This window comes from Arthrobacter sp. B2060 (assembly GCF_059090445.1).
In genome coordinates, this window is the sequence record NZ_JBNHFR010000004.1 from 146,085 (window position 1) to 171,121 (window position 25,037).

24 protein-coding genes are annotated in these 25,037 nt (G+C 66.2%); 11 read left to right on the forward strand and 13 right to left on the reverse strand.

Annotated elements, in window-relative coordinates; translation table 11 throughout:
• Window positions 1–166 precede the first annotated feature (166 nt).
• From AC5RUM_RS09500 to AC5RUM_RS09515, 4 genes are read left to right on the forward strand one after another with little or no spacing between them, the layout of a single operon-like run.
• A complete protein-coding gene (locus tag AC5RUM_RS09500) occupies window positions 167–802 on the forward strand; it encodes a Tat pathway signal protein (protein ID WP_494034680.1) in 636 nt (211 codons plus the stop codon).
• A gap of 2 nt (window positions 803–804) precedes the next feature.
• Window positions 805–2,016: a glutathionylspermidine synthase family protein gene (locus tag AC5RUM_RS09505; protein ID WP_494034681.1), complete on the forward strand. Its 1,212-nt coding sequence runs from the start codon at window positions 805–807 to the stop codon at window positions 2,014–2,016.
• Window positions 2,013–3,545, forward strand: coding sequence for an APC family permease (locus AC5RUM_RS09510; RefSeq protein WP_494034682.1), 1,533 nt, complete (start codon window positions 2,013–2,015; stop codon window positions 3,543–3,545). Before AC5RUM_RS09505 ends, AC5RUM_RS09510 begins: the two co-directional genes overlap by 4 nt.
• 31 nt (window positions 3,546–3,576) lie before the next feature.
• The gene (locus tag AC5RUM_RS09515; RefSeq protein ID WP_494034683.1) at window positions 3,577–4,797 is read left to right on the forward strand and encodes an acyl-CoA dehydrogenase family protein; all 1,221 of its coding nucleotides are present in this window, start codon (window positions 3,577–3,579) and stop codon (window positions 4,795–4,797) included.
• A 26-nt stretch (window positions 4,798–4,823) separates the two neighbouring features.
• On the opposite strand, the gene AC5RUM_RS09520 is transcribed toward AC5RUM_RS09515, so the two are convergent.
• The 8 genes from AC5RUM_RS09520 to AC5RUM_RS09555 form a co-directional block, all read right to left on the reverse strand.
• Window positions 4,824–5,636, reverse strand: a complete 813-nt coding sequence (locus AC5RUM_RS09520) for an SDR family oxidoreductase (protein WP_494034684.1) — start codon at window positions 5,634–5,636, stop codon at window positions 4,824–4,826.
• On the reverse strand, window positions 5,633–7,087 hold the full coding sequence (locus AC5RUM_RS09525; protein WP_494034685.1) for a glycosyltransferase 87 family protein: 1,455 nt from the start codon (window positions 7,085–7,087) through the stop codon (window positions 5,633–5,635). Before AC5RUM_RS09525 ends, AC5RUM_RS09520 begins: the two co-directional genes overlap by 4 nt.
• Before the next feature lie 85 nt (window positions 7,088–7,172).
• The gene (locus AC5RUM_RS09530; RefSeq protein WP_494034686.1) at window positions 7,173–8,603 is read right to left on the reverse strand and encodes an MFS transporter; all 1,431 of its coding nucleotides are present in this window, start codon (window positions 8,601–8,603) and stop codon (window positions 7,173–7,175) included.
• Window positions 8,590–9,135: a winged helix-turn-helix transcriptional regulator gene (locus AC5RUM_RS09535; protein WP_494034687.1), complete on the reverse strand. Its 546-nt coding sequence runs from the start codon at window positions 9,133–9,135 to the stop codon at window positions 8,590–8,592. The genes AC5RUM_RS09530 and AC5RUM_RS09535 overlap by 14 nt, the downstream gene beginning before the upstream one ends.
• A gap of 94 nt (window positions 9,136–9,229) precedes the next feature.
• Window positions 9,230–10,567, reverse strand: coding sequence for a glycosyltransferase 87 family protein (locus tag AC5RUM_RS09540; RefSeq protein ID WP_494034688.1), 1,338 nt, complete (start codon window positions 10,565–10,567; stop codon window positions 9,230–9,232).
• The gene (locus AC5RUM_RS09545) at window positions 10,564–11,727 is read right to left on the reverse strand and encodes a cystathionine gamma-synthase (protein ID WP_494034689.1); all 1,164 of its coding nucleotides are present in this window, start codon (window positions 11,725–11,727) and stop codon (window positions 10,564–10,566) included. The genes AC5RUM_RS09540 and AC5RUM_RS09545 overlap by 4 nt, the downstream gene beginning before the upstream one ends.
• 13 nt (window positions 11,728–11,740) lie before the next feature.
• On the reverse strand, window positions 11,741–13,126 hold the full coding sequence (locus tag AC5RUM_RS09550; protein WP_494034690.1) for a cystathionine beta-synthase: 1,386 nt from the start codon (window positions 13,124–13,126) through the stop codon (window positions 11,741–11,743).
• Between the two features lie 82 nt (window positions 13,127–13,208).
• Window positions 13,209–13,616 (reverse strand): VOC family protein, encoded by a 408-nt coding sequence (locus tag AC5RUM_RS09555; RefSeq protein ID WP_494034691.1) that lies wholly within the window; start codon window positions 13,614–13,616, stop codon window positions 13,209–13,211.
• Window positions 13,617–13,790: 174 nt separating this feature from the next.
• Between AC5RUM_RS09555 and AC5RUM_RS09560 the strand changes: the two genes are divergently transcribed.
• From AC5RUM_RS09560 to AC5RUM_RS09570, 3 genes are all read left to right on the forward strand, one after another.
• Entirely contained in the window at window positions 13,791–14,771 is a 981-nt protein-coding gene (locus AC5RUM_RS09560; protein ID WP_494034692.1) for a DNA-3-methyladenine glycosylase family protein, read from the forward strand.
• 120 nt (window positions 14,772–14,891) lie between these two features.
• Window positions 14,892–15,860 (forward strand): ATP-binding cassette domain-containing protein, encoded by a 969-nt coding sequence (locus AC5RUM_RS09565; RefSeq protein ID WP_494034693.1) that lies wholly within the window; start codon window positions 14,892–14,894, stop codon window positions 15,858–15,860.
• The gene (locus AC5RUM_RS09570; protein WP_494034863.1) at window positions 15,860–16,669 is read left to right on the forward strand and encodes an ABC transporter permease; all 810 of its coding nucleotides are present in this window, start codon (window positions 15,860–15,862) and stop codon (window positions 16,667–16,669) included. The genes AC5RUM_RS09565 and AC5RUM_RS09570 overlap by 1 nt, the downstream gene beginning before the upstream one ends.
• A gap of 15 nt (window positions 16,670–16,684) precedes the next feature.
• Here AC5RUM_RS09570 and AC5RUM_RS09575 read toward each other — a convergent pair whose 3' ends face one another.
• Window positions 16,685–18,361 (reverse strand): AMP-binding protein, encoded by a 1,677-nt coding sequence (locus tag AC5RUM_RS09575; RefSeq protein WP_494034694.1) that lies wholly within the window; start codon window positions 18,359–18,361, stop codon window positions 16,685–16,687.
• A 103-nt stretch (window positions 18,362–18,464) separates the two neighbouring features.
• Between AC5RUM_RS09575 and AC5RUM_RS09580 the strand changes: the two genes are divergently transcribed.
• Entirely contained in the window at window positions 18,465–18,743 is a 279-nt protein-coding gene (locus AC5RUM_RS09580; protein WP_494034695.1) for a putative quinol monooxygenase, read from the forward strand.
• A gap of 109 nt (window positions 18,744–18,852) precedes the next feature.
• Here AC5RUM_RS09580 and trxA read toward each other — a convergent pair whose 3' ends face one another.
• The gene (gene trxA / locus AC5RUM_RS09585; protein ID WP_494034696.1) at window positions 18,853–19,308 is read right to left on the reverse strand and encodes a thioredoxin; all 456 of its coding nucleotides are present in this window, start codon (window positions 19,306–19,308) and stop codon (window positions 18,853–18,855) included.
• Between the two features lie 78 nt (window positions 19,309–19,386).
• A complete protein-coding gene (locus AC5RUM_RS09590; protein ID WP_494034697.1) occupies window positions 19,387–19,932 on the reverse strand; it encodes an acyl-CoA thioesterase in 546 nt (181 codons plus the stop codon).
• 311 nt (window positions 19,933–20,243) lie between these two features.
• Here AC5RUM_RS09590 and AC5RUM_RS09595 point away from each other — a divergent pair, with 311 nt between their 5' ends.
• The gene (locus AC5RUM_RS09595) at window positions 20,244–21,125 is read left to right on the forward strand and encodes a LysM peptidoglycan-binding domain-containing protein (protein ID WP_494034698.1); all 882 of its coding nucleotides are present in this window, start codon (window positions 20,244–20,246) and stop codon (window positions 21,123–21,125) included.
• Between the two features lie 40 nt (window positions 21,126–21,165).
• Complete coding sequence (locus tag AC5RUM_RS09600; RefSeq protein ID WP_494034699.1) at window positions 21,166–21,900, forward strand: potassium channel family protein; 735 nt, start codon at window positions 21,166–21,168, stop codon at window positions 21,898–21,900.
• Between the two features lie 66 nt (window positions 21,901–21,966).
• Here the strand turns inward: AC5RUM_RS09600 and AC5RUM_RS09605 are convergent, their stop codons facing one another.
• Entirely contained in the window at window positions 21,967–22,908 is a 942-nt protein-coding gene (locus AC5RUM_RS09605) for a hypothetical protein (protein ID WP_494034700.1), read from the reverse strand.
• A gap of 341 nt (window positions 22,909–23,249) precedes the next feature.
• Here AC5RUM_RS09605 and AC5RUM_RS09610 point away from each other — a divergent pair, with 341 nt between their 5' ends.
• Window positions 23,250–23,423 carry a hypothetical protein gene (locus tag AC5RUM_RS09610; RefSeq protein WP_494034701.1) on the forward strand — a complete coding sequence of 58 codons (174 nt, stop codon included), beginning with the start codon at window positions 23,250–23,252 and terminating at the stop codon, window positions 23,421–23,423.
• Between the two features lie 61 nt (window positions 23,424–23,484).
• Here the strand turns inward: AC5RUM_RS09610 and AC5RUM_RS09615 are convergent, their stop codons facing one another.
• Complete coding sequence (locus tag AC5RUM_RS09615; protein WP_494034702.1) at window positions 23,485–24,897, reverse strand: ABC transporter substrate-binding protein; 1,413 nt, start codon at window positions 24,895–24,897, stop codon at window positions 23,485–23,487.
• Window positions 24,898–25,037 lie beyond the last annotated feature (140 nt).

Consider the following 25,037-nt stretch of genomic DNA (forward strand, 5'->3'; position numbering starts at 1 on the left):
TTGTTCGCGGCGTGGCAGTGCAGACACTAGGCTGGCTGCAGGATTTGCGTGCGGTTTCGGCCCGCCAAGGACGGCAGCGCCAACGGCGAGGCCCGCCCGGCCGGGAACACATCAGCCAAGTACAGATCGGCCAGGAACAGATCGGCATGGACCAGCAGGGGGAACCATGGACCCGGAGAAAGACCAGTCCAAAGACCGCGACGACGGTGCAGGCGGGGACGCGTCTGGAGCCGGCGGCCCCAAGCCGCCGCCCTGGCAGGTGCCCAAGCCGGAGCTCCGCCCCGAGCTGCTGAACCCCGAGCTGTTAAACGCAGAAGCAGGGAAAGACGGAGCGGGAAAAGACCAGCCCGGGCAGCCCACCCCCATCGTTGACCCCTTCGCCCGGGAACGCGAGCGCGAACTGAGCTCGGCGGCGGCCCGGAAGAAGCGCTCGCAGCGCCGCACCGTAGTGGTGGGCCTGGGCGTGACCGCGTTGCTGGCGGGCACCATCACGGCGATCGTGGCCAGCAATGAACAGGAGCCCGACTACGCACAGGTGTGCTTCAACGAGGAAACCGGCGAACGCGTCGAAGACACCCAGTGCACCAGCACGGCAGGGCGCGGCGGCGCCCTGTACGCCTGGTACTTCTATGCCCGCGGCTCCAGCGTTCCGGGCGTGGGCCAGAGCCGGACCGCCTATCCGAACTTCACCAGGACTGTTCCGCAGGGCGCCAAGACATCCACGGGATACAGCACGAAGGGCGGCACGGTCAGCAGGGGCGGCTTCGGCAGCAGCTCCAAGGGCGGAAGCACAGGGGGCTAGGGGTGAAGAGACTGACCGCTGCGCCCCGGCCGGACTGGAAGCAGAAAATCGAAGAGCAGGGCCTGGTTTTCTCGACCACCACCATGCCCGACGGCAGAAAGATCGAGTACTGGAACGAGTCCGCGTACTACGAGTTCACCATGGACGAGGTGGAAGCGCTCGAGGTCACGGCCGAGGAGATGCACGCGATGTGCCTGGAGGCCGCGAAGTTCCTGGCCACCGGTGCCATGGGACCCATTGGCATCGGCCAGCAGGGCCTGGAGCTGGCGGCCGAGTCGCTGCAGGCCGGAGACATGGACATCTACGGCCGCTTCGACTTCATCTATGACGGCCAGGGCGGCGCCGCCAAGATGCTGGAGTACAACGCGGACACACCGACCGGGCTGATCGAGGCCGCCGTGGCCCAGTGGTTCTGGCTGCAGGACGTCTTTCCGGACAAGGACCAATGGAACGGCATTCACGAGGCCCTCATCCGGCAGTGGAAGAAGCTCCAGTACCGCACGGGCATGAGCACGCTCCACGTCGCCCACTCGGAGGCCGAGGAATCCGGCGAGGACTGGATGACCGCGGCCTATATGCGGGACGTTGCCAGCCAGGCAGGGTGGACCACCATCGGCATCAACATGTCGGACATCGGCTGGGACCCCAATCTGAACCGCTTCGTGGACCTGGACAACTTCATGATCAGCACCATCTTCAAGCTCTACCCGTGGGAGCTGATGCTGAAGGAGCCGTTCGGCCACCGCCTCCTGCAGCGTGCCCACAATCCGCGCTGGGTGGAGCCAGCCTGGAAAATGCTGCTGTCCAACAAAGCGCTGCTGGCCGCGCTCTGGCATTTGTACCCGGACCATCCCAACCTGCTGCCTGCCTACCTGAACGAGCCAGGGCCGCTGAAGGAGTGGGCGGCCAAGCCGCTGCACGGGCGCGAGGGCGACAACATCAAAATCCATGCCGAAGGCATCAGCCTCGAGCAGCCCGGCGGGTACGGCCGCGAAGGCTGGTGCTACCAGCAGTTCCACCCGCTCCCCGACTTCGACGGCAACCACCCCGTCCTTGGCCTCTGGGTGGTTGACGGCGAGTCCGTCGGCTGCGGCATCCGCGAATCCGACGGCCCCATCACCGACTACTTCTGCCGGTTCGTGCCGAACACCATCGACGCACCGGCGCCCCTTTCGGCCCAGGCCCATTCCAACAAGGCAGGTATCGCACTATGACCATCGGAACCACGACGGCGGGCGGAGGCGCCGGGAAGCAGCCAGGCGGCGCCGTCCCCGCCAAAGGACTGCACGCGGGGATCCTGGACCTGGGCGACTCCGTCATGCTGGGCTTGGCCTCCACCGCGCCCGTCTACTCGCTGGCTGCGACCCTGGGCCTGATCGTGGCTGTGAACGGCAACTACACACCACTGATCCTCGTCCTGGGCTTCATCCCCGTGCTGTTCATCGCCTACGCCTTCCGGGAACTCAACAGCGCCCTGCCGGACTGCGGCACCACGTTCATCTGGGCACGCCGCGCGTTCGGCCCGTGGGCGGGCTGGCTCGGCGGCTGGGGGGTGGCGCTGGCCGGCATCGTCGTCCTGGCCAACCTTGCCCAGGTGGCCGGACAGTATTTGTGGCTGCTGGTGGGAGACGGTTCCCTGGCAGAGAACACCGTGCTGGTCACCGCGACGGGGGTGGTGTTCATCGCCTTCATGACCCTGGTGAACTACCGCGGGATCCGGCTCGGCGAGCATGTCCAGCGCGTGCTGACATACATCCAGTACATCTCCCTGGGCGTCTTCGCTGTAGCGATTATCGTCAGGATCGCGGGCGGGGCGCCCGAGGGCCAGGCGTTCGATTTTGAGTGGTTCAATCCTGTCGGTGCCTTCGCTGATCCGGGCGCGGTGGTCCATGGAGCCCTGCTGGCCCTGTTCATCTACTGGGGGTGGGACACCTGCCTGGCGGTGAACGAGGAAACAGAGAATCCGTCCACCACCCCGGGACGGGGCGCCGTGATCTCGGCCTTCGTCCTGGTGGCCATCTACGTCTCCATGGCACTGCTGGTGATGATGTACGCCACGGTGGGGTCCGAGGGCATCGGCCTCGGCAACAGCGAGAACGAGAACGATGTGTTCCTTGCCATGAAGGACGTGGTGCTGGGCCCCTGGGGCTGGCTGATCGTCGTCGCCGTCCTGGCGTCCGTGCTCTCCTCGACGCAGACCACCATCCTTCCGACGGCGCGCGGCACCCTGTCCATGGGTGTCCACGGCGCGTTGCCGCCGAAGTTCGGCGAGGTCCATGCCCGGAACCAGACGCCCGGGTTCTCCACGCAGGTGATGGGCGCCGCGGCCATCGCGTATTACGTGGCGATGAGTTTCCTCAGCGAGAACCTGCTCTCCGACTCCATCAGCTCCATCAGTCTCTTCATCGCGTTCTATTACGCCCTGACCGGATTCGCGTGCGCCTGGTACTTCCGCGGGACCCTTCGCGACTCGGCGAGGAACCTCTGGTTCCGCGGCATCCTGCCACTGCTGGGCGCCCTCACCCTGACCGGCGCGTTTTTTGTGTCGGCGGTCCAGATGTGGGACCCGGCGTACGGTGACACAGAGATCTTCGGGGTTGGCGGCGCGTTCGTCAGCGGCGTGGTGCTGCTGGGCCTGGGCGTGGTCCTGGCCGTGGTGTGCCGGTTCCTGCCGTCGACGCGAGCCTATTTCCATGGCAGGCAGCCCGTTGCGGCTGCGCCCCAGGGCAGCCCCAACGGATAAGGCGGCCCGATGCGGGCCGTAGGATGCTGGCATGAGCAACGACGCCCTTGATCCCGCGGCAGCATCGGCCGAGTACGGTCTTTCCGACCCATCTGACATCCTGGCCCTGGATTCGCTGCTGACCCCGGACGAACTGGCGTTGCGGCAACGGATCCGCGACTTCACCGACCAGCAGATCCGGCCGGACATCGGCGACTGGTACGACCGCGGCGTCTTCCCCGGGCACCTGCCCGCGCAGCTGGGCGAGCTGGGTGTGCTGGGCATGCATCTGGAGGGCTATGGCTGTCCGGGCCGCACGGCGGTGGAATACGGGCTGGCCGCGATGGAGCTCGAGGCCGGCGATTCCGGGATCCGCACGTTCGTCTCGGTCCAAGGCTCGCTGGCCATGACCGCCATCCACAAGTGGGGCTCGGAGGACCAGAAGCAGGAATGGCTCCCCCGCATGGCCGCCGGCGAGCTGATCGGCTGCTTCGCGCTGACGGAGCCGTCCGCCGGGTCGGACCCGTCCTCCATGACCACCGTGGCCAGGCAGGACGGCGCCGGCGACGATGCCGGCTGGATTCTGGATGGCACCAAACGCTGGATCGGGCTCGCATCGATTGCCGACGTGATGGTCGTGTGGGCCAGGACCGACGACGGCGTCCGCGGCTTCCTCGTGCCGTCCGGCACCGCGGGGGTCACCGCGGCGCCGATCGACCGGAAACTCTCGATGCGCGCCTCGATCCAGTGCGACGTCACGTTCGACGGCGTCCGGCTGGGACCGGAGGCCCTGCTGCCGGGTGCGCGCGGACTCAGCGGACCGTTCTCCTGCCTCAACGAGGCCCGCTACGGCATCGCGTGGGGCGCGATGGGCGCTGCCCGCGACTCCTACGAGGCCGCCCTGAAGTACGCGATGGACCGGCAGCAGTTCGGCAAACCGCTGGCCGGCTACCAGCTCACCCAGGAAAAGCTGGTGAACATGCTGCTGGAGGTCCAGAAGGGCACCATGCTTGCCCTGCAGCTGGGCAGGCTCAAGGACTCCGGCAGGCTGCAGCCGGAACAGATTTCCCTGGCCAAGCTGAACAACGTCCGCGAGGCCATCAAGGTCGCCCGTGAGGCCCGGACCATCCTGGGCGGCAACGGCATCACGCTGGACTACTCTCCGCTGCGGCACGCGGCGAACCTGGAGTCGGTGCGCACCTACGAGGGCACGGATGAGGTGCATACGCTGATCCTCGGACAGCACATCACAGGGCTGTCCGCCTTCCGGTAGGCAAGAGCAGCTCAGTCAGGCGGAAGTCAGGCGGAGAAGCCGCCGTCCGCCTTGATCAGCTGGCCGGAGACCCAGCGTCCCGCCGGGGAAAGCAGGAAGGCCACCGTGCCGGCCACGTCGGCCGGCGTTCCCAGCCGTCCGCCCGGCTGGTGCCGGGTCACTTCGTCACGCACTTCCCGGCTCATCCAGCCGGTGTCCACCGGCCCCGGGTTCAGTACGTTCGCGGTGATGCCGAGCGGCCCGAGCTCCCGGGCGGCAGCTATGACGATCCGGTCCAGCGCACCCTTGGACGCGCCGTACGGAAGGTTGAACGCTGTGTGGTCACTGGTCAGCGCAACAATCGCGCCGCCGTCGGGCGCTGCCTGCCGGGCAAAGGCAGCGACCAGCTGCCAGCTGGCGCGGGTGTTCACGGCGAAGTGGCGCTCGAAGCTTTCCAGCGACGTGTCCAGGACGCCCGAGTCGACCGACTCCGCGTGGCTCAGCACCATGCCGTGGAGCGTTCCTGCCTGCTCCGCGGCAGCGGCCATCAGCCGGTCCACGGCCTGTGGATCCTGAAAGTCCGCGGGCAGGGACACTACATTGGCGCCGATGGCCTCCAGCTCTGCGGTGAGCCGTTCGACGTCGTCCGGCTGGATTCCCCACGGCATCCTGGCGTCATAGTCCCGCCAGTAGGTCAGAACCAGGTCCCAGCCGTCGGCGGCGAGCTGCCGGGCGAGGCCGGCGCCGATCCCGGCCAGCCGGCCGACGCCGGTGACGAGGGCCGTCCTGCGCTGATGTTCTCCAGGCTGGTGCTCTGCAGCCTGGTGCCCTGCAGGCTGGGGCTCCACGCCGTGGCTCATGCCGGCAGCTCCTTGAGGTTCCCCCGCCGCAGCACCATGAACCAGCAGGCCAGGATTGCCAGCGCGCAGAATACGCCTGCGCTGGATGCCATGATCCACAGCCCGGGCGTTTGGAGGTCGAGGTTCTCTGCTCCCAGGGCCGTCCCGATGGTCTTGGGTGAAAAGAAGAACACGATGGTCGAGACGCCCAGCAGGCAACCCATGAGGCAGCGTGTCGCACGATGCCGCCTCGGCATTTCACGAAGGGTCCAGGCGAAGGCCGGCAGCACCGCTGCCATCCAGACCCAGTGGTGGGACCAGGACACAGGACTGATCAGCAGCATGGTGAGGGCCGTGGCCGAAACGGCCACCACCCTGGCGCCTTGCTCGCTCGCGATCCTGATGACTGCCGCGCCCAATGCCACCGCGATCAGGCTCAGGACCAGCCAGGGGACGGTGACGCCGGCGGCAGGGACACCGAAGTGGAGCAGCGCACCCTTGATGGAAAGGTTGTCCACATACCCCGCCCCGCCGATCCGGGACGTGTCAGGAAGGATCTCAAGCCAGAACCGCACGGAATCCGCAGGCCGGAGGAACCAGCCGAGCAGCACGGTGGCGGCAAATCCGGCGCCCATGTTCAGGAGTCCGCGCCAGTCCTTGCGCATGAGGAAGTACAGGCCAAACACGAGTGGCGTCAGCTTGATGCCCGCCGCCACGCCCACCAGGAAACCGCGCCCGGGCAGGCCGCGGCTCCAGCGGGCATTTCGGCCCAGCAGGTCCGCCGCCATCATCCCCATGAGCAGGATGTTGATCTGGCCGAAGGCCAGGGTTTCCCGCCACGGGCCGAGATTCAGGACGGCCAGCAGCAGCACCACCGCCCCGAGCCGGTTCCGCAGGGAGGGCCACGTGGCCGCGGCGAAGGTGCTGCGCCAGTCGGATTTGGCGTTCCAGTACCGGACAGCCCCCGCCGCAACCCAGACTGCTACGGCCACTCCGGCCGCGTTGAACAACATCAGGGCGGCAGCCTGCGGCAGCTGCGCCAGCAGGCTGAAGAGAAGCGCAGCAAACGGCGGGTAGGTGAAGGGAAGCTGCGGGCCGCCTGCCCACTCCAGCGTCAGGCGGTACAGCCCCGACGGGCCCAGGCCCGTCTCGTGGAGCACCTTGCCGCCGTGCCAGTAGACGCTGAAGTCCAGGCCGCCCTTCTCGCTCCAGACGCCAAGCCGTGCGGATATGAAGACGGCGGCGGCCAGCACGGCAGCCACGGTGAGGAGCTCCGCGGCGGCGACCGCCAACCGGGGATCGCGCAGCGCGCCCGGCCCGGTAGTTTGCGCCGGGCCTCCGCGGGTCAGGGCGTCAGCGGGCAGGGCGTCAGCGTGCCGGGCTTCGGTGAGCGGGACATCAGGATGCAGGGCCTCAGTGAGCGGGGCGCCGGAACGCGGCCTGTCCTTCGCTTGGGCGTCGAGCAGTGCCATTGAGTGTCCCCCGTTGTGTGATGCCGCCAATCCCGCGGGGCCCGGTCCGGGTCAGGTGCCCGGGTCGGCGCCCGCGCTCATTGTACTAACGGCCTGCGGCTTCGATCGAAGCCTTGCGCCCCGTGTCCCCCACTTTCGAAGCGTCCTTCCGGATTGTGGCGCTGATGACCGCGGCAATGGTGCACATCGCCGCCGCGCCGAGCCAGGCGTAGGTGTAGTGGCCCGTGGCGTCCCGGATGGCCCCCGCGGCAAGGGCGGCTGCGGCGGCGCCCAGCTGGTGGGCGGCGAACACCCAGCCGAACACCACACTGCCGTCGGCGCCGAACACCTGCCGGCAGATGGCAGCGGTGGGCGGCACGGTGGCCACCCAGTCCAGCCCATAGATCACGACGAACACAATCATGCTGGGCTGGACCGTGGCGCTCAACAGGAGCGGGAGCACCAGCAGCCCGATTCCCCGGAACTGGTAATACACCGCGAGCAGGATCCTCGGGTTGAAGCGGTCGGTCAGCCAGCCGGAGGCGATCGTGCCAAGGATGTCGAAAATCCCGACGACGGCCAGCAGGCCCGCCGCCGTGGTTTCCGGCATGCCGTGGTCATGTGCGGACGGGATGAAATGCGTGCCGATGAGTCCGTTGGTGGTGGCACCGCAGATGGCGAAGCCGGCGGCGAGGGCCCAGAACGTGCGCACCTTGCTGGCCCTCTTGAGCACCTGAAGGGCGCGGACGGCGGCGTTGCCTGCGGGGCGCGCCGGCGGCACAGCGGCAGCCTGCGGCACAGCGGAAGCGGCTGCCCCTGGCCTGGCCTCCTGTGCGGCGTCACCTGCCGCAGCCTCCTCGCCGTAGGGCAACACCCCGACGTCGGCCGGTGAGTTCTTCAGGAACCTCAGCACCAGCGGGACCACGGCCAAGGCGCCGGCCGCGATCAGCAGCGAGGCCTGGCGCCAGCCGGGGTCCTGCGCCAGCATGGCGATAAAGGGCAGGAAGACCAGCTGACCTGCGGCGCTGCCTGCTGTCAGGATTCCGATGACCAGCCCGCGGCTCCTGGAAAACCACGTGTTGGCGATGGTGGCCGCAAAAACCAGCGCCATGGAACCCGTGCCCAGTCCGATCAGCAGTCCCCACGTCAGCAGGATTTGCCAGGACTGGTTGACCAGCACGGTCAGGGCACTGCCGGCGCCGATCAGCATGAGTGCGAAGGCTGTGACGGCGCGGATGCCGAACCGCTCCATGAGGGCGGCGGCGAAGGGGGCGGTGAGGCCGAACAGGACCAGGTTGATGCTGACAGCCGCGGACAGCACAGTGGTGGACCAGCCGAACTCCTGCTGAAGCGGAACCATGAGCACACCAGGTGCGGCCCGGAAACCTGCCGCGCCAACGAGGGCAAGGAACGCCACGGCGGCCACAACCCAGGCCGGGTGCAGGCGGCGCTTCCGGGAGGGCCCCGGCGTCCCTGGTGGCGTCCCTGCCTGCGCGTCATCTTCCTTGCTGGCGGCGGTCGCCTCAGGGCTGCTCATGCGGCTGTTCCTTTGTCTCCGGTTGCGTCTCTATGGTTCGGTGCTGCCTGGCGGTTGCCACAGGCACTGGCTTATCGGTCCTGGCCAGGCTGTGCCAGCTCGTGTTTTCCGCGGTGAGCCGCTCGCCGCACTCCAGGCAGGTGTCAGCCGAACTTGTCCGATGGCCGCACGTCGAATGAATAACATACATGTGGGCCTGGTCCGACGGGGCAGGCAGATGCTTTTCCGCCCAGATCACGACGGCGTTGAGCACCGGCAGGGCATCCTCGCCCTTCGCGGTGAGCACGTACTCCTGGCGGGTGCGGCCGCCGTCGTCGTACGGCTTTTTGGTCAGCAGCCCGGCGTCCACCAAAGCGGTGAGCCGCCTGGTGAGGACGGAATCCGCCACGCTGAGCCGTTCCCGCATAGCGTCAAAGCGCCCGTTGCCGAAAAACACCTCACGCAGGACAAGCATGCCCCACGGATCGCCAAGGATGTCGAAGCCGCGGGCCATGGCGCAGGTGTGGTGGGACCAGTCGGAACGAAGGGGCACGCTGCGACCCTAGCTGACTTCCTTGAAGAAAGCTAGCTGCTGGATCGAGAAGGCACTTCGCGGCAGTGTTGCCCGGAAACACTGCCGTGAAGTGTCATCTCGGCGAGGAGAAAAGGGTCCGGGACGGCCGGTAGGCCAACGCCCAGTACACCAGAAGGGCGATCCCGCAGAGCACACCCAGGCTGGCTGCCATCAACGGCCACTGGGTCGAAGGGTCCTTGCCCCACTCTTCGGCTCCGGCCATCATGGCGAGGTCTTTGGGCGCCAGGTAGAAAGCCACGGCGGACGCCGCCACGATGATCCAGCCGGCCAGCTGCATCTTCCCGCTCCGTGTGGGGACCCGGTGCATCGCAAAGGCCATGGACGGCAGCGCTACGGCCATCCACACCCAGTGGTGGGACCAGGAAACCGGGCTGATCAGGAGCATCAGCACGGCGGTTGCGGACACTGCCACGAAGTTTTCGTCGACCGCATGTGCCCACTTGATCACGAGCGCGGCCACGGCCACGAGGGCCAGCGAGAGAACAAGCCACACCACGCTGGTTACTCCGGAGTCCGGCATCCCGAAGTGCAGCAGCAGGCCTTTGACGGACAGGTTGTCCACGTATCCGGGGCCGCCGATGCGGCCGGTGTCGGGCAGGATCCTGGTCCAGAAGGCGGCCGAGGCATGCGGCAGCACCGCCCACGCGAGCGCGATGGAGCCGAAGAATCCGGCGGCCATCCAGGCCAGTGCCTTGAAGTCGCGGCGGACCAGGAAGTAGAGGCCGAACGCCAAGGGGGTCAGCTTGATGCCGGCGGCGACGCCGATCAGCAGACCCGCCGGCCACCGGATTTCGCCGGCCCGTGACTTCCCGTGCAGGGCAAAGTCGGTCAGGATCACACCCATCAGGATGATGTTGATCTGTCCGAAAACAAACGTGTCGCGCCATGGCCCCATGAGCAGGATCGCCCCGGTCCCGGCCAGCGCCACGGTCCGGAAGCGCCAGTCAGCCGCTGCCTCGCGCCACCGGCCCAGGCCGAAGTAATGGCGGCTGAGCCAGGCGGAGACCACAGCGGCTCCGCCGAGCGCGGCACCGATGAAGAGCGCGCTGCTCTCCCCGAATGACAGGGTTGCGAGGCCGGCGAAAAGCAGCGCGGCGAAGGGTGGGTACGTAAACGGCAGCCCATCACGTGCCGCGTACAGTTCACTGACTCCGCCCTCACCGGACTGCAGCACTTTGGTGCCGCCGTAGTAATACACCTCGAAGTCGTTCATCACCGGGGCGTAGTGGGAGTAGAGCACGGCCAGGGCGGCGGCGGCGGCGATTGCGCCGGCCGCCGTCGCCAGCCATCCGAAGATGGTCCGGCCGGCTTTCGGTGCTGCCGATGTGGAATGTACCGCCTCGGAAGGTGCTGCCTGTGTCTGGTCGGGGGCCTCCGGGGTCACCTTCACTGGATGAACGCGAAGGCTTGCTCGAGGTCCGCGATGAGGTCCTCAACGTCCTCGATGCCGCAGGACAGCCGGATGAGGTCGACGGGGACCGCCAGTTCGGTGCCCTTCACCGAGGCGTGCGTCATTTCAGACGGGTAGTTCATCAGTGACTCGATACCGCCCAGGGACTCCGCAAGAGTGAAGACCGACGTGGATTCGGCCACCTTGCGCGCCGCCGCCTCGCCGCCCTTGAACTGGACGGAGACTATGCCGCCGAACTTTTTCATCTGCTTCTTGGCCAGATCGTGGCCCGGGTGCGAGGGCAGGCCCGGATACAGCACCGCCTCAACCTCGGGACGTTCCAGCAGCCATTCCGCCACGGCCTGGGCATTGTCGCTGTGCCGGTCCATGCGGATCCCCAGCGTCTTCAGCCCGCGCGTGGTGAGGAAGGCGTCCATCGGCCCGGAGACCGCACCGACGGCGAACTGCACGAAACCGATCTTCTCTGCCAGGCCGGCGTCCTTGACCACAAGTGCGCCGCCCACCACATCGGAGTGCCCGCCGATGTACTTGGTGGTGGAGTGGACCACGACGTCGGCACCCAGGGCGAGCGGGGTCTGCAGGTAGGGGGACGCGAAGGTGTTGTCGACGATCAGGAGGGCCCCGGCGTCGTGCGCCACTGTGGCGAGCGCCTCGATGTCGGTGATCTTCATCAGCGGGTTGGAGGGGGTTTCCACCCACACGAAGCGCGTCTTGTTTGCGGCCACGGCAGCCGCCACGGCGTCCAAGTCCGACATGTCCACGGGGGTGTTGCCGATCCCCCAGTCACCGAGTACCCGGCTGATCAGGCGGTAGGTGCCGCCGTAGGCGTCGTTGCCGAGCACGATGTGGTCGCCCGGCCGCATCAGGGCCCGGATGAGCGAATCCTCGGCGGCGAGCCCCGAGCTGAAGGAGTAGGCGTGCGTGCCGCCCTCGAGCGCCGCGAGCTGTTCCTGCAGGGCGTCGCGTGTGGGGTTTCCGCCGCGGCCGTACTCGTAGCCGTCGCGGAGGCCGCCGATGCCGTCCTGTGCATAGGTGGAGCTGAAGTGCAGCGGCGGTATGACGGCACCGGTGCGGGGCTCAAAAGCCTGGCCGGCGTGCACGGCCCGGGTATTGAATCCTTGGTTTTCTGAGACAGACATGGGGCTCCTTGGGCTAGTTGCTGAGATACGCGAGGAGGTCGTGGCGGGTGAGGATGCCCACAGGGGCGCCGACGAACGTCACCATCACGGTGTCGACGTCGGAGAGCAGTTCACGGGCCGCGGAGATGGTCTCCAGCGAGCCGATGACCGGGAGCGGCTTCCCCATGTGCTCGGAGATCTTGTCCGTCAGATTGGCTTCGCCGCGGAACAGCTTGGCGGTCAGGGAGCGTTCGTCCACGGCGCCGAGGACCTCGCCCATCACCACCGGGGGCTCCTGGGACAGCACCGGTATGTGGCTGACGCCGAACTCATTCATGATGTTGATGACGTCGCGGACGGTCTCATTGGGGTGGATGTGGACCAGGTCCGGCAGTTCACCGGTCTTGGACTTGATGACCTCGCCCACGGAGGCTTCCTCGCCCCCGGAGAGGAAGCCGTAGGAGCGCATCCACTGGTCGTTGAAGATCTTGGCGAGGTAGCCGCGGCCGGAGTCCGGCAGGATCACCACCACCACGGCGTCCTCGGGCAGGTTCTTGGCGGTCTGGAGCCCGGCGACGACGGCCATGCCGGAGGAGCCGCCCACCAGGAGGCCCTCCTCGCGCGCCAGCCGGCGGGTCATGGCGAACGAGTCGGCATCGCTGACCGCGATGACCTGGTCCGGAACGGATTTGTCGTAGTTGGCGGGCCACATGTCCTCGCCCACGCCTTCGACGAAGTACGGCCGGCCGGTGCCGCCCGAGTAGACAGAGCCGGCGGGATCCGCCCCGATGATCTTGACCCGGCCGCCGTCGGACTCCGGGCGGTCCGCCGAGACCTCCTTGAGGAACCGGCCGGTGCCGGTGATGGTGCCGCCGGTGCCGGCACCGATGACGCAGTGCGTGACCTTGCCGTCGGTGTCGCGCCAGATTTCCGGGCCGGTGGTTTCATAGTGGCTGCGGGGCGCGGCGGGGTTGGAGAACTGGTCCGGTTTATAGGCACCGGGAATCTCGGTGACGAGGCGGTCCGAGACGCTGTAATAGCTTTGCGGGCTGTCCGGGGCGACGGCGGAGGGAGTCACCACCACTTCCGCGCCGTAGGCCTGAAGCACGGCGCGTTTGTCCTCCCCCACCTTGTCCGGGACCACGAAAATGCACTTGTAGCCCTTTTGCTGGGCCACAAGTGCCAGGCCGACGCCGGTGTTGCCGGAGGTCGGCTCGATGATGGTGCCGCCGGGTTTGAGCTTGCCGTCCCGCTCCGCTTCCTCGATCATCCTGGCCGCGATGCGGTCCTTGATGGATCCGCCGGGGTTCACATATTCCAGCTTCACGAGGACGGTGGCTTTGATGCCGTCGGTGACGTGGTTGAGCTTGATCAGCGGGGTATTGCCGATAAGGTCCAGAACGGACTGGGCGTACTTCATGGGTACCAACTTACCGTCTTGCCCGCAGGCCGGCGTTCCGGGTGGCAGCGGCCGCCCGGAGGTTCAGGATGACGTTGGCTCCTTAGCCTCCCGCTCCCTCTGCGCCCCCGGCGGGGAGGTTCTCCCACAGCCCCAGAACGTTCCCCTCGGTGTCCTTGAAGTAGGCGTAGAAGCCCATCCCCGGGATGGCGTCCTTCGGCTTGACCACGGAGCCGCCGAGCTTCTCCACCTGCGCCAGCGTGTCGTCGATGCTCTCCACGTCGACGGTGATGATGGGGGTCTTCAGTTCACCTTCGCGGGCGAACAGGCCGCCGTTGATGGCGCCGGGACTCTTCGGCATCCCGGTTTGCTCGTCGCTGGGCGTGGTGATCACCACGTTGTAGTCCATCTCCGGCATGGCGTTGATGGTCCACTGGAATGCCTCCCGGTAGAAGTCCGTGGCCCTGCCCTGATCGTCGGCGGGGATTTCGAAATGCACAATGCCTGCCATGGTGCCCTCCTGGGTTTGGCTGATCGGCGCGGACGCCCCGCGCCACACCTGGGATTGTAGTCCTCCCCGCTGCGGGGGATAAGGCCTGCCGGGCAAGGCCGCCCGGCCGTCCCTGATGTCAGCGGTCCGGATGTCAGCAGTCCCCATGTCAGCCGTCCGTGGGACGATGATTCCATGACCATCACGGACGTCCCCGCCAGCGTTGCCGCTGCCGCCGACGCCTCAGTGCGATGGTATGCCGGCGGCCCCTACAGCCTGCGCCAGACCCTGGGCACGCTCATGCGCGGCAACGGCGATCCCTCTTTTGCCTCACGCCCGGACGGCCTGTGGGTGGCATTCACGACGCCGGACGGCCCGGTCACCCTTCGCCTCACCAGCGCCGAACAGGGCCCGGACCCATATGTCGATGCACAGGCCTGGGGACCGGGTTCGGCGGCGGCCGTGGCCACCGTGCCGCGCCTGCTGGGAGCCGGCGACGACTGGTCCGCTTTTGACGAGCCCGGCTTCCACGCGACGCTCCCGCGGCTGGTCCGGGAAGCACGACGCCGGAACCTTGCGATCCGTCTCCCGTCCACCGGGCGGATGGTGGATTCCCTCGTGCCCACCATTTTGGAGCAGAAGGTCACCGTGATCGAGGCCCGCCGGGGATTCCGCTACCTCATGTACCGCCACGGCACTCCCGCCCCCGGAGCCTTGACGGTGGCGCCGGCCGGGCTGCTGGTACGGCCCACGCCTGAACAGTGGCTCCGCATCCCGTCCTGGGAGTGGCACAAGGCCGGCGTGGGGCCGCAGCGGTCGGCCACCGTCATGCGGGCGCTGCGTTCCGCCGTCGCGCTTGAACGGCTGGCCACTCTGCCGGCGGCGGAGGCTGCCGCCAAAATGCAGACCATCCCGGGCATAGGGGTGTGGACCACCGCCGAGGTGGTGCAGCGGACGCATGGCTGCCCCGACTCGATCGCGGTGGGCGATTACCATCTTGCGGCCGATGTGGGCGCTGCGCTGACCGGCAGGAGGACCGACGACGCCGGAATGCTGGCCCTGCTGGAGCCGTGGCGTGGCCACCGGCAGCGCGTGGTCCGGATGATCGGACTCAGCGGCTTCAGAAAGCCCACGTTCGGGCCGCGGATGACCATCCAGGACCACCGGCGCCACTGAGCCCGTCACCCGGCCGCAACTGTCCGTTCGGGTCGGGTCCCGCTCAGCGGACCGTGGACGCCGGAAACGTCACAGGTATACCGTGGGCGGAGGATGGAGCCCGGAACCTTGGAGCGTCCAGTGATTCACACCCGGAAACTCACCAAGAACTTCACGGTCAAGAAGGACACGGTGGAGGCGGTCAAGGGCGTCGACATCGACGTCGCCCCCGGCGAACTCGTGGCATTCCTCGGCCCGAACGGAGCCGGCAAGTCCACCACCCTGCGCATGCTGACCACGCTGCTCAGGCCGACCTCCGGTTCAGCCACGGTGGCGGGGCTGGACGTCGTGGCGGACCCGGCGGGGGTGCGGGCCAGGATTGGCTACATCGGCCAGGGCAACGGCGGCGGACACAGCTACCGCGTCATCGACGAGATGATGATGCAGGGCCGTTTCTACGGGATGAACACCACAGACGCCAAGGCGCGCGCCGAGGAACTGCTGAAATCGCTGGACCTGGCGGACCTCGCCAAGCGCACGGTCATCAAGCTCTCCGGCGGCCAGCGGCGGCGGATGGACGTTGCGCTGGGGCTGATGCACTCGCCCCGGCTGCTCTTCCTTGACGAGCCGTCCACCGGCATGGATCCGCAGAACCGCGCGAACCTTTGGGAGCACATCATGCGCATGCGGGCCGAGCACGGGACCACGATCGTCCTGACCACCCACTACATGGACGAGGCGGATTCCATGTCGGAACGCGTCATCGTCATTGATCACGGACGCATCATCGCGGACAACACCGCCGCCCGGCTCAAGGCCGACCTCGCCGGGGACCTGCTGGCCGTGGAGGTGGCTGCGGGTGCTGCCGCTGAAGTGCGCGGGCTGCTGGGGCGGGCCGCCGCCCAAGGGGAGATGGACGAATACGCCCACGACGGCGTCGTCCGCTTCCGGCTGCGCCTCACCGACGGCGCCCGGCTGGCGCCGGAGCTGCTGAGGAAAATGCACGACGCCGGCGCTCCCGCACAATCCGTGGAACTGAAACCGCCGACGCTCGATGACGTGTTTCTGGAACTGACCGGACGCAGTCTGCGCGAAGGGGCTGAGGTGTGATGGCTGGACCTGCCACACACATGGAGCCGTCCGAGAAACCGGGACTGGACCGCGTCCTGCGGGACACCTGGTACGTGTTCTGGCGGGAAATGCTGCTGCCGCTGCGGGACCCGTTCTCGCTCGTGTTCTCGCTGCTCCAGCCCCTGGTGTTCCTTGGTCTTTTCGGGCCCCTGCTCGGTTCGGCCGTGGGAGCCCCGGCGTTCGGCGGCCAGTCAACGCTGCAGTGGTTCCTTCCCGGCGTCGTCGTCATGATCGCCCTGTTCGGCACGTCCATGACCGGGTCCAACCTGCAGTACGAGCTGATGACGGGTTCCTACGAGCGGATCCTGGCCACTCCCCTGTCCCGCTCGTCGCTGATGATCGGGCGTGCCCTGAAGGAGTGGGCACCGCTCGTGGTCCAGGGCCTGCTGATTTCAGTGGTGTGCATTCCGTTCGGCTTCGTCCTCCATCCGCTGCACGTCCTTCTCGGGCTCATCATCCTGGGGATCTTCGGCATCGGGCTCGGCGCACTGTCGTACTCGCTGGCCCTGGTCTCGCAAAACAAGGAGTGGATTTTCTGGGGTGTGCAGCAGACCCTGCTGTTCCCCTTGATGATCCTGTCCGGCATCATGCTGCCCATCGAAGCGGGACCGGAGTGGATGAAGGTAGCCAGCCTCTTCAACCCGCTTACCTACCTGGTCAACGCCGAGCGCGAACTCTTCGCGGGCGCCGTCGGCGTTGACACGCTGTACGGCCTGCTCGCCGCCGTGGCAACAGCCGCCGTCGGACTCTTGGTGGGCGTCCGGGCGATCAGCCGGAACACGAGGTAGCCCCGCAGGGCCCCATCAGAGACCCAGCCGGGCCACCGCTTCCTCGCGCATCTCAACCTTGCGGACCTTGCCCGAAACGGTCATGGGGAAGCTCTCACGGACCTCGACGTACTTCGGGATCTTGTAGTGTGCCAGCTTGCCACGGCAGAAGTCGGCCACGGCGGCTGCGTCCAGCGGCTCCGCCCCAGGTTTGAGGATGATGCAGGCCATCAGTTCCTCGCCGTACTTGGTGTCCGGCACGCCGATCACCTGAACATCCTGGATGGCAGGATGCGTGTAAAGGTACTCCTCGATTTCGCGCGGATAGATGTTCTCGCCGCCGCGGATCACCATGTCCTTCATCCGGCCCTCGATCACCAGGTACCCGTCCTCGTCCATCCGGGCCAGGTCCCCGGTGTGCATCCAGCCTTCGGCATCGATGGCCTCGGCCGTCTTGTCCGGCTGGTTCCAGTAACCCTGCATGACGGCGTAGCCGCGCGTGCACAGTTCACCGATCTCCCCGCGCTCCAGGACCTCCCCGGTTGCCGGGTCCACGATCTTGCTCTCCAGCCGCGGCATGGTGCGCCCCACGGTCCGGGTGCGGTGCTCCAGGGTGTCGCCGCTGCGCGTCATGGTGGACACCGGCGAGGTCTCGGTCATGCCGTAGCAGATGGCCACATCCCGCATGTTCATCTCCGAGATGACCCGCTTCATCACCTCGATGGGACACAGTGAACCGGCCATGACACCGGTGCGCAGGGTCGACAGGTCGTAGGAGGCGAAGTCCGGCAGCGCCAGTTCGGCGATGAACATGGTGGGTACGCCGTAGAGCGACGTCCCGCCGAAATCCTGCACCGCCTCCAGGGCCGCCGCCGGCGTGAAGCTGCGTCCGGGAATGATGGTGGCGGCCCCGTGGCTGAGTGCATTGATATTCCCGATCACCATGCCGAAGCAGTGGTAGAACGGCACCGGAATGACCACCCGGTCGTGTTCGGTGTAACGCAGCAGCTCCCCGATCGAGTAGCCATTGTTGAGGATGTTGTGGTGCGTAAGTGTGGCGCCCTTCGGGAAACCGGTGGTCCCCGACGTGTACTGCAGGTTGACGGCATCGTGCGGATCCAGTTCGGACATGCGCGCCTTCAGGCTTGAATGCCCGACGTCGTCCGCCCGCTTGAGCAGCTCCGCGTACGTCAGTTCCTGCTCACTCTGGGGGACGCCGGCGTCGAGCCCCTCCGATTCGAAGTCCGGCAGGAACACCAGCTCGCGCAACTCCGGACATTCGCCAAGCGCCTGCCGTGCCATGCCCACGTAGTCGCTGTTCCGGTCCGTCGGCGCTGTGACCAGCATGCGCATGCCGCCCTGTTTGACCACAAATGCCAGCTCGTGGCTGCGGTAGGCGGGGTTCACATTGACGAGGATCGCGCCGATCTTGGCCGTCGCGTACTGCAGGATGGTCCACTCCGCGCAGTTGGGGCTCCAGATTCCGATCCGCTCCCCCTTCGCGACGCCCAGCGCGAGGAGCGCGCGGGCGAGGCGGTCGACGTCGTCGTTCAGTTTGGTGTAGCTCCAGCGCCGGGCGTCCGCGCCGGGCACTGCGGCCGCCTCGATCAGAGCGTCGTGGAAAGGAAACCGGGCCACGATCCGCTCGAAATTCTCGCCGATGGTTTCATCAAGCAGCGGAACGTCAGTGTCCCCGGCTGTGTAAGCGCGCATGTTGGCACGCTACCAACTGCCCCCGGGCAAAAGAAGCGCAACAGTCGAGTGTCCGGCGTAAACACGTCCGGGAGCGCCGGCGGTGGCCGGTATTGTGAAAGCCATGAGTGCACCCATCGACCTGCAGGCAACGTTCATCCCCAACGACGGCGAATTCTTCCGCGTAAAGCTCGCCCTCGAAATCGCCATCGACGAAGTGGTCAACGAGCCCGGCTGCATCCGCTACGAGCTCACCGAGGCCACCGAAGAAAAGCTGGTCCTGACCGAACGGTGGGCTTCCGAGGAGGACCTGGAAAAGCACTCCAAGGGCACCGCCGTGCAGGACCTCAATGAATCCCTCAGCGCGCTGCTCGCCGAGCCGGTCAGGCTCGAACGCCTGTAGTCAGCAGAAGCACAAAAGGCGGGATCACGCCGCGCCCGGAACCGAAATTCCCGGGCGCGGAATGACCCCGCCTTTGCGCTTGATGGAGCTTGGAAGGCTTCAGTGGACCTTAGAAGTCCGGGATCTGCGATCCGTCCTGGGTACCCGTGTTCTTGCCCGTGCCGTTACCGGTGCTGGTGCTGGTGCCTGCGGCCGCAGCGGCCTCGGCCTGCGAGCGCGCCACGTGGGCGTGGACTTCGGCCATGTCGAGCGCCTTGACGGCGTCGATGACCTGTTCGAGCTGGGGGGCATTCAGTGCACCGGGCTGGGAGAAGACCAGCACCTTTTCGCGGAAGGCCATCAGCGTGGGGATCGATGTGATGCCGGCTTCCGCAGCCAGCTGCTGCTCGGCCTCAGTATCCACCTTGGCGAAGACGACGTCGCTGTGCTTTTCGGAAACTGCGGAATACGTGGGCCCAAACTGCTTGCAGGGACCACACCATTCGGCCCAGAAGTCAACGAGGACAATATCGTTGTTCTCAACGGTTGATGCGAACTGTTCACCTGTAATGTCTACGGTTGCCATGTGTCCACGGTACGCGAGCCAGCTCCGGATGTCCCTTCGAAGCGGTCCTTGTTCGCTACACGCGTCACCGGGAATACATCAGGCCCAGGCGTGCGGCGCCGGCCGGCGTGAGCCGGGCAGCGCGTTGTTTTCCCGCCACTCGTGGATCCAGTCCGGAAGCTCCAGTTCTTCCGGGGGCGCACCAAACTCTGCAATGATCTCCTCCTGGCTGACTGGCCTTCCCCTGCTCACCAGCCGGGTGGCGATGTAGGCCCGGGCATAGATTTCACCGTCCACCACCATCCGCTGCTCAAAGTAGATGGCCTTGGCATCCAGTCCGATGATCCTGGACTCGATGGTGTACCGCTGCCACAGCTGCAGCGAGCGGCGGAAGGTGATGGTCTCACCCGCAGCCACCGGAGTCCAGCCCCGCCGCCGCATCCTCGCCCACGTGCCGCTGCGGACCATCAGATCGAAACGCCCGAGGTCCATCAGCGAGAAGTACATCCCGTTGTTCACATGCATGGCTATGTCTATATCGGTCGGAAGCACGCGGAGAGGGAGGGAGGACGCCTCCCATACGCTGAGCGGCGGGCGCCTGGAGGAAGTAACCAGCAGCAGGAGTGTTCGCAGAAGCAAGTGCATGACCTACATGTTACCCGCGGGTAACAAGCATGCCACTCGTGACATCTCCTCGCCGGTGCGGCCTGCGGGATTCAAGTAGGGGCTGCGCGGAAAGACAGGTATTGCCTACCCGTGCGCCGGCGGAAACGCCCCTCCTACACTCAACACTGCTGGGCAGACGCGTTAGTGAGCGCGTCCCTCTCTCAATTTAATGGTCAAGCGTAGCGTCAAGCGGTCCCGCCATTTCCGCGCGGGCGCCGTACCTTGTCTGCGCTTGACCGCCCAGCTAGCGGCCGCAGATTCTGCAGCCGCACGACGGTTCAGGGTCAGCCATGGATCAGCAGGAAAAAACCAGCCGGCACCGCGGGGCGGTCTATCTTTTTGGCCCGCAGCCCGGAACGCTGACCACGGGATTCGACATCAGGGCGCTCGTGCTCGCAGGAGTACTGCTGCTCAGTGCCGCAACCCCCATTTGGTCTGCGGCTCCGACCCACGACTCCCCCGCGGCGGCAGGCCAGGTGATATCGGCCCCGGCCAGGGACGATGCCATTCCATGGGCCGGCCTACCAGGCACCGTTACGGACATGGCGGCGTCAGCACCCGCTGCCAAGGGGCCTGCTACAGAGGCGCCAGCCGCCTCTGCTGCCCCGGCCGCCGTGTCCGCTGCGGGTCCGGCAGTGGCTCCGGCGGCGAAGGCACCCGCCCCTGCGGTGAAGGCCGCGGCCCCGGCTCCGGCCGTGAAGCCTGCAGGGCCCGTCCCGGCTGTGAAGGCTGCGGCACCCGCCCCGGCACCCGCTCCAGCCAAGCCAGCACCGGCCGCGCCCGCACCTGCTCCGGCACCCGCACCCGCACGGGCCCCCGCCCCTGCTCCTGCTCCGGCACCGCTGGTCCGGACCATCTATGTGGCGGGTGCAGGAGGGCAGGACATGGTGGACCGGTGCATTGGGCCTATCCATTTCACACCAACCGACGGATACTCGCTCTTCATCACGGAACACGACTTCTGCGGCGGCTGGGCCCGCTTCTCGGGCATCCAGGTCGGCGAGCGCGTCGACCTCGCGGGATATGGATCCTATACCGTGGCGGCACGCAGCCAGGTGCCCAACGGCGGCACAACGAACGATGTTGCGGCCGTGTTCGGCGGGTTCCCGCGGGCGGTCCTGCAGACCTGCATCCCCGGGACCACCCAAATGCTGGTCATAGCGCTGAACTGAGCGGGCAGCTGGGCCTGCCTGTGCCCGTATGATTTTGCGCATGACGCAGCAACGCTACCGGGACCTTGCCGAGTGGCCGCTGATGGGGACGGCCGTCGTCTTCCTCGCGGCCTATGCCTGGCAGGTCGTAGGCAAAGTTGAGGGCCGGGGCAACGAGTGGCTCGAGGCCACTCTGTGGATCACGTGGGGCATCTTCGCCCTGGATTATGCGGTGAACCTGTGGCTTGCGGAGAACCGCCGCCGCTGGTTCCTCTTGAACCTTCATGAGTTGCTGATCGTTGCCCTGCCGGTATTCCGGCCGCTGCGGCTACTGCGGCTGGTGACCCTGCTGTCGGTGCTCCACAGGACAGTGGGCGAATCGTTGCGGGGACGGGTTGCGACCTATGTGGCAGGCTCCGCCACACTTCTGGTCTTCGTGGGCGCGTTGGCGGTGCTCGACGCCGAGCAGTCGGCTCCCGATGCGAAGATCCTGACCTTCGGCGACGCAGTGTGGTGGGCAGTCACCACGATCACCACGGTCGGCTATGGAGACCTGTATCCCGTCACCGGCCTGGGCCGGGCGGTAGCCGCAGCCCTCATGATGAGCGGAATTGCCGTGCTGGGCGTGGTGACGGCCTCCATAGCTTCCTGGCTGGTCCAGCGGGTCAGCGAAACCGCCGAGACCGCCGTCGAAACAGCCGAACAGCCTGTCCTTGCAGAAGTGAATGACCTTACTGCAGAGGTGGCCGCCCTCCGCCGTGAAATTGCGCAGCTCAGGAGCGAACGGGCGTCCTAGAGCGTACGCTGCCTCAGGCAGCGGAGGGGGCTTTCCCTTTCATGTGCGGTTCGATGCGCGGTTGGCTCATTTACCGCCTGAGGTTTCTGTGGCTACCTCGGCACGGGCTGTTTTCGCATAGACCTCTTTGCTGACTTCATAGCCATGCTGGTCGAGCTTGAGCGCTTCCTTGTTGACCTCCACGAGTTTTGCGTCGGTGAGCTTTTCGACCTTGGACAGGTCCAGGGTTTCCTGGTCCGCACCGCCCACGGCGGTCACTTTCACAAGCCCGGTCCCTGCTGAATAGAACTTGCGCTGGTGGCCCACAGCGGGTTCCAGCGGATTGTGCTCGTCGATCACCAGCACGTCGTCGTAGCAACCCGTGGGCACGCAGACGCGCTCGTTCACCTGGAACACGTCGCCGCAGTCCAGGAAGTCCACGGAAGGCGCGTGCGCTTGGACATATTCAGGCGTACCAACCTGCGGGTCGGCCTGCATGGCTATGCCTGCCTGGCTCTCCTCGATCCCGTGGATGAAGGTATTGGGGGCGCCAATGAATTTGTCGTTTTCGAACTCCTCCGGATACTCCCCGAAGAGCCAGACCGTTCCTTCGTTGTCCTGGGCAAAGAAGGCCAGTTCGGATTCGACCAGCGAGCCGTCCGCGTAGTCGCGGTCCCACAGCACCTGTGTCTTCACCCCGTCTATGACCTTGGTCAGGCCCGTGACGGTGTGCGTCACCGTCCGCTCGGTGGTGCCCTCAGCACTGACCACCTTCCCGGTCGTCGTGTACTGCGTGCCCGGTGTCAGGGAGAACCATTTGTTGTCGATGACCGGAGCCTCCGGAAAAGCACCATTGTCGAAGTTAATGGCAGACCCGGGGCCGCACAGTTCCGAGGGGTCAGCCGCCTCTGATGGGGATTCCGAGGTCGTGCTGGTGGCGGGTGGCGTTGCCGTCGACGTTGCCGGCGATGCCGCTACCGTAGTTGTGGCCGGAGTTTGGCCGGCATTTGGCGCTGCGCATGACGCCACGGTGGAGACCGCCACAAGTAGCGTAAAAACAGAGCCCAAAGCTGATAGTCGTCTATGTGACTGACACATCCTGTTGCCTTTCGCGGTTGGAATTAACTGCGTTCAGCATCTGCCGCCCGTCCGCTGTCGATTACAGCTCACGGGGATGGCAGCGCTGCTGGAACCGCGCCTGGCGGGACACTGCGAAGATGTCCGATCAAGGCGCAAAAACAGAGCTTCTCGGGAGACTCGCCGAGGATACGACCAGAAGCGTGGGTGCAGCCTCCTCAACCTGAGACCTTGTTGTTCCGAACAGGCTTAGCAAAAATCATGACCCTAATTCGCCTGTTTGGAAAGAGCAAATGAATGCAGCGTTTTATCGCAGCAAGGACGGGCTAGCCGCACTGGAGAGTTTCCTTCAATTTGCAGAAAGAATGCAGGCTCTAAAGCAGGGTGATGCAACGTTCAATCATGAAGAAAAACAGGATAAAACAGCATTTCTGCCGTTTATCACGTTTACTCAGACGTTTTTGTGAACAGGGGTTCGCATCTCACTTCGGTCCCAGCCTCGTCGCCGTGAAGCGGGATTCCTCCAGGTCACCCCAGCGTGCGCAGGATGGAACGGAGCGTGGCCGCGGCCTTGGCTGCCGCTGTCCGCGGATCCGCTGCGCCGGAAGTGACCTGACCGACGGCCTCGGCGATCGGCAGTTCAGCCATCGCAGCCCCGGCAAGGTCGCCACGGCCCTGGAGGATGCCCCAGTGGTTGAGGTCCTGCACACCGTGCATCAGGACGGAAAGAACGTCGGGCGAGTAGAACTTGCCCAGCGGCTCCTTCTCGCTCATGCCCACAGGCATGGCCCTCCAGCCATCCGCATATTCCGTGGGCTTGCCCGGGCTACCGGAACGCACCGGAATACGCTCATCGGGGGCGACCGACAGCCAGTCGGTGTAGCCGTCGCTCACGAGATACTCCACGAACTTCCGGGCATGTTCGGTGTCAGAGTCGTCAGTAACCGTCCACGAGGTGATCTCCCCAAAGTGCGCAGGCCGCGTTCCGCCGCTTCCCAGGATGCCCGCCACCACACCGGTGTTCCTGACCAGGAATCCAGGGTCCAGCTTGCATTCAGGGCAGCTCGGCCTCGTGTCGTTGCGCAGTCCCGCCAACTCGTCCAGCATGAACGTCGGCCAGACAGCCATCGCGGCCTTGCCCGCGAAGTACGCAGTCCGGACAGTGCCGATGTCCTGGATCCCGGGGACAGAGTAGTTCTTCAGCATGTCCCTGTAGAAGCTGAGGGCGCCGACGCATTGCGGGCTGTCAAAGGTGATGGCGCCCTGGGCGCTGACGAGTTCACAGCCATTGCCCTGCGCGATGTGCTCGAAAGACTGCTGGGTGAAGGGCTCCCCTGCCTTGTTGGCCGCGACGAACCCCGCCATCTCCGGGGTGTGCAGCTTTTCGGCGGCCGCCTTGATGTCGGCGTAGGTATTGGGAGCCGCCAGCCCCGCTTTCGCGAATAGGTCCTTGCGGTAATACAGGACCTGCTGCCAGGAGGCGACGGGCACGGCCAGCTGGCTGCCGCCGTCGCGGGTAAGCTCCAGCGCGCGCCGGGACCACGTCCCTTCCCCAAGGTTCCTGACAACCGCGGCGTTGGCTCCGGTGTGGACGTGCTTGCCGGCCGCCAGGGTACGCACGTTGCCCAGCGAAATCGCGCCAATGACGTCAGGCAGATTGCCGGCCGCCGCCGAAGACGTCAGCGTCTGGTTGAACTCGTGCTCGGGCACGCTCACGAGATCCGCTTTCAGGCCAGTGGCGGCGGTGAAGCGGTCGGCGATTGCGTGCATTTTGGCGACGCGGTCCGGCACCGTGTCCGTAATCCAGACAGTGATGTCATGGGTGTCCGGAACGTTGGATGGGGAAACCGGTCCGGAGTTTGTGCAGCCTGCAAGAAGGGCTGCGATCAGCCCAGTCGCGGCAAGGACGCTGACCTTGGCGCTGCCTCTGGTTCTGTCCACCTCGGTAACCCTGCCTTGGATGTACCCGCTGGGGCTGCAACCGCCGGCCGTGACCTAAATCACAGCCGGGATTTACCCTTACAGAGTATCGCCGCGCCATCCCGATGTCAGCAGCGATTGGTGTGCAATAGCCCCGGCGG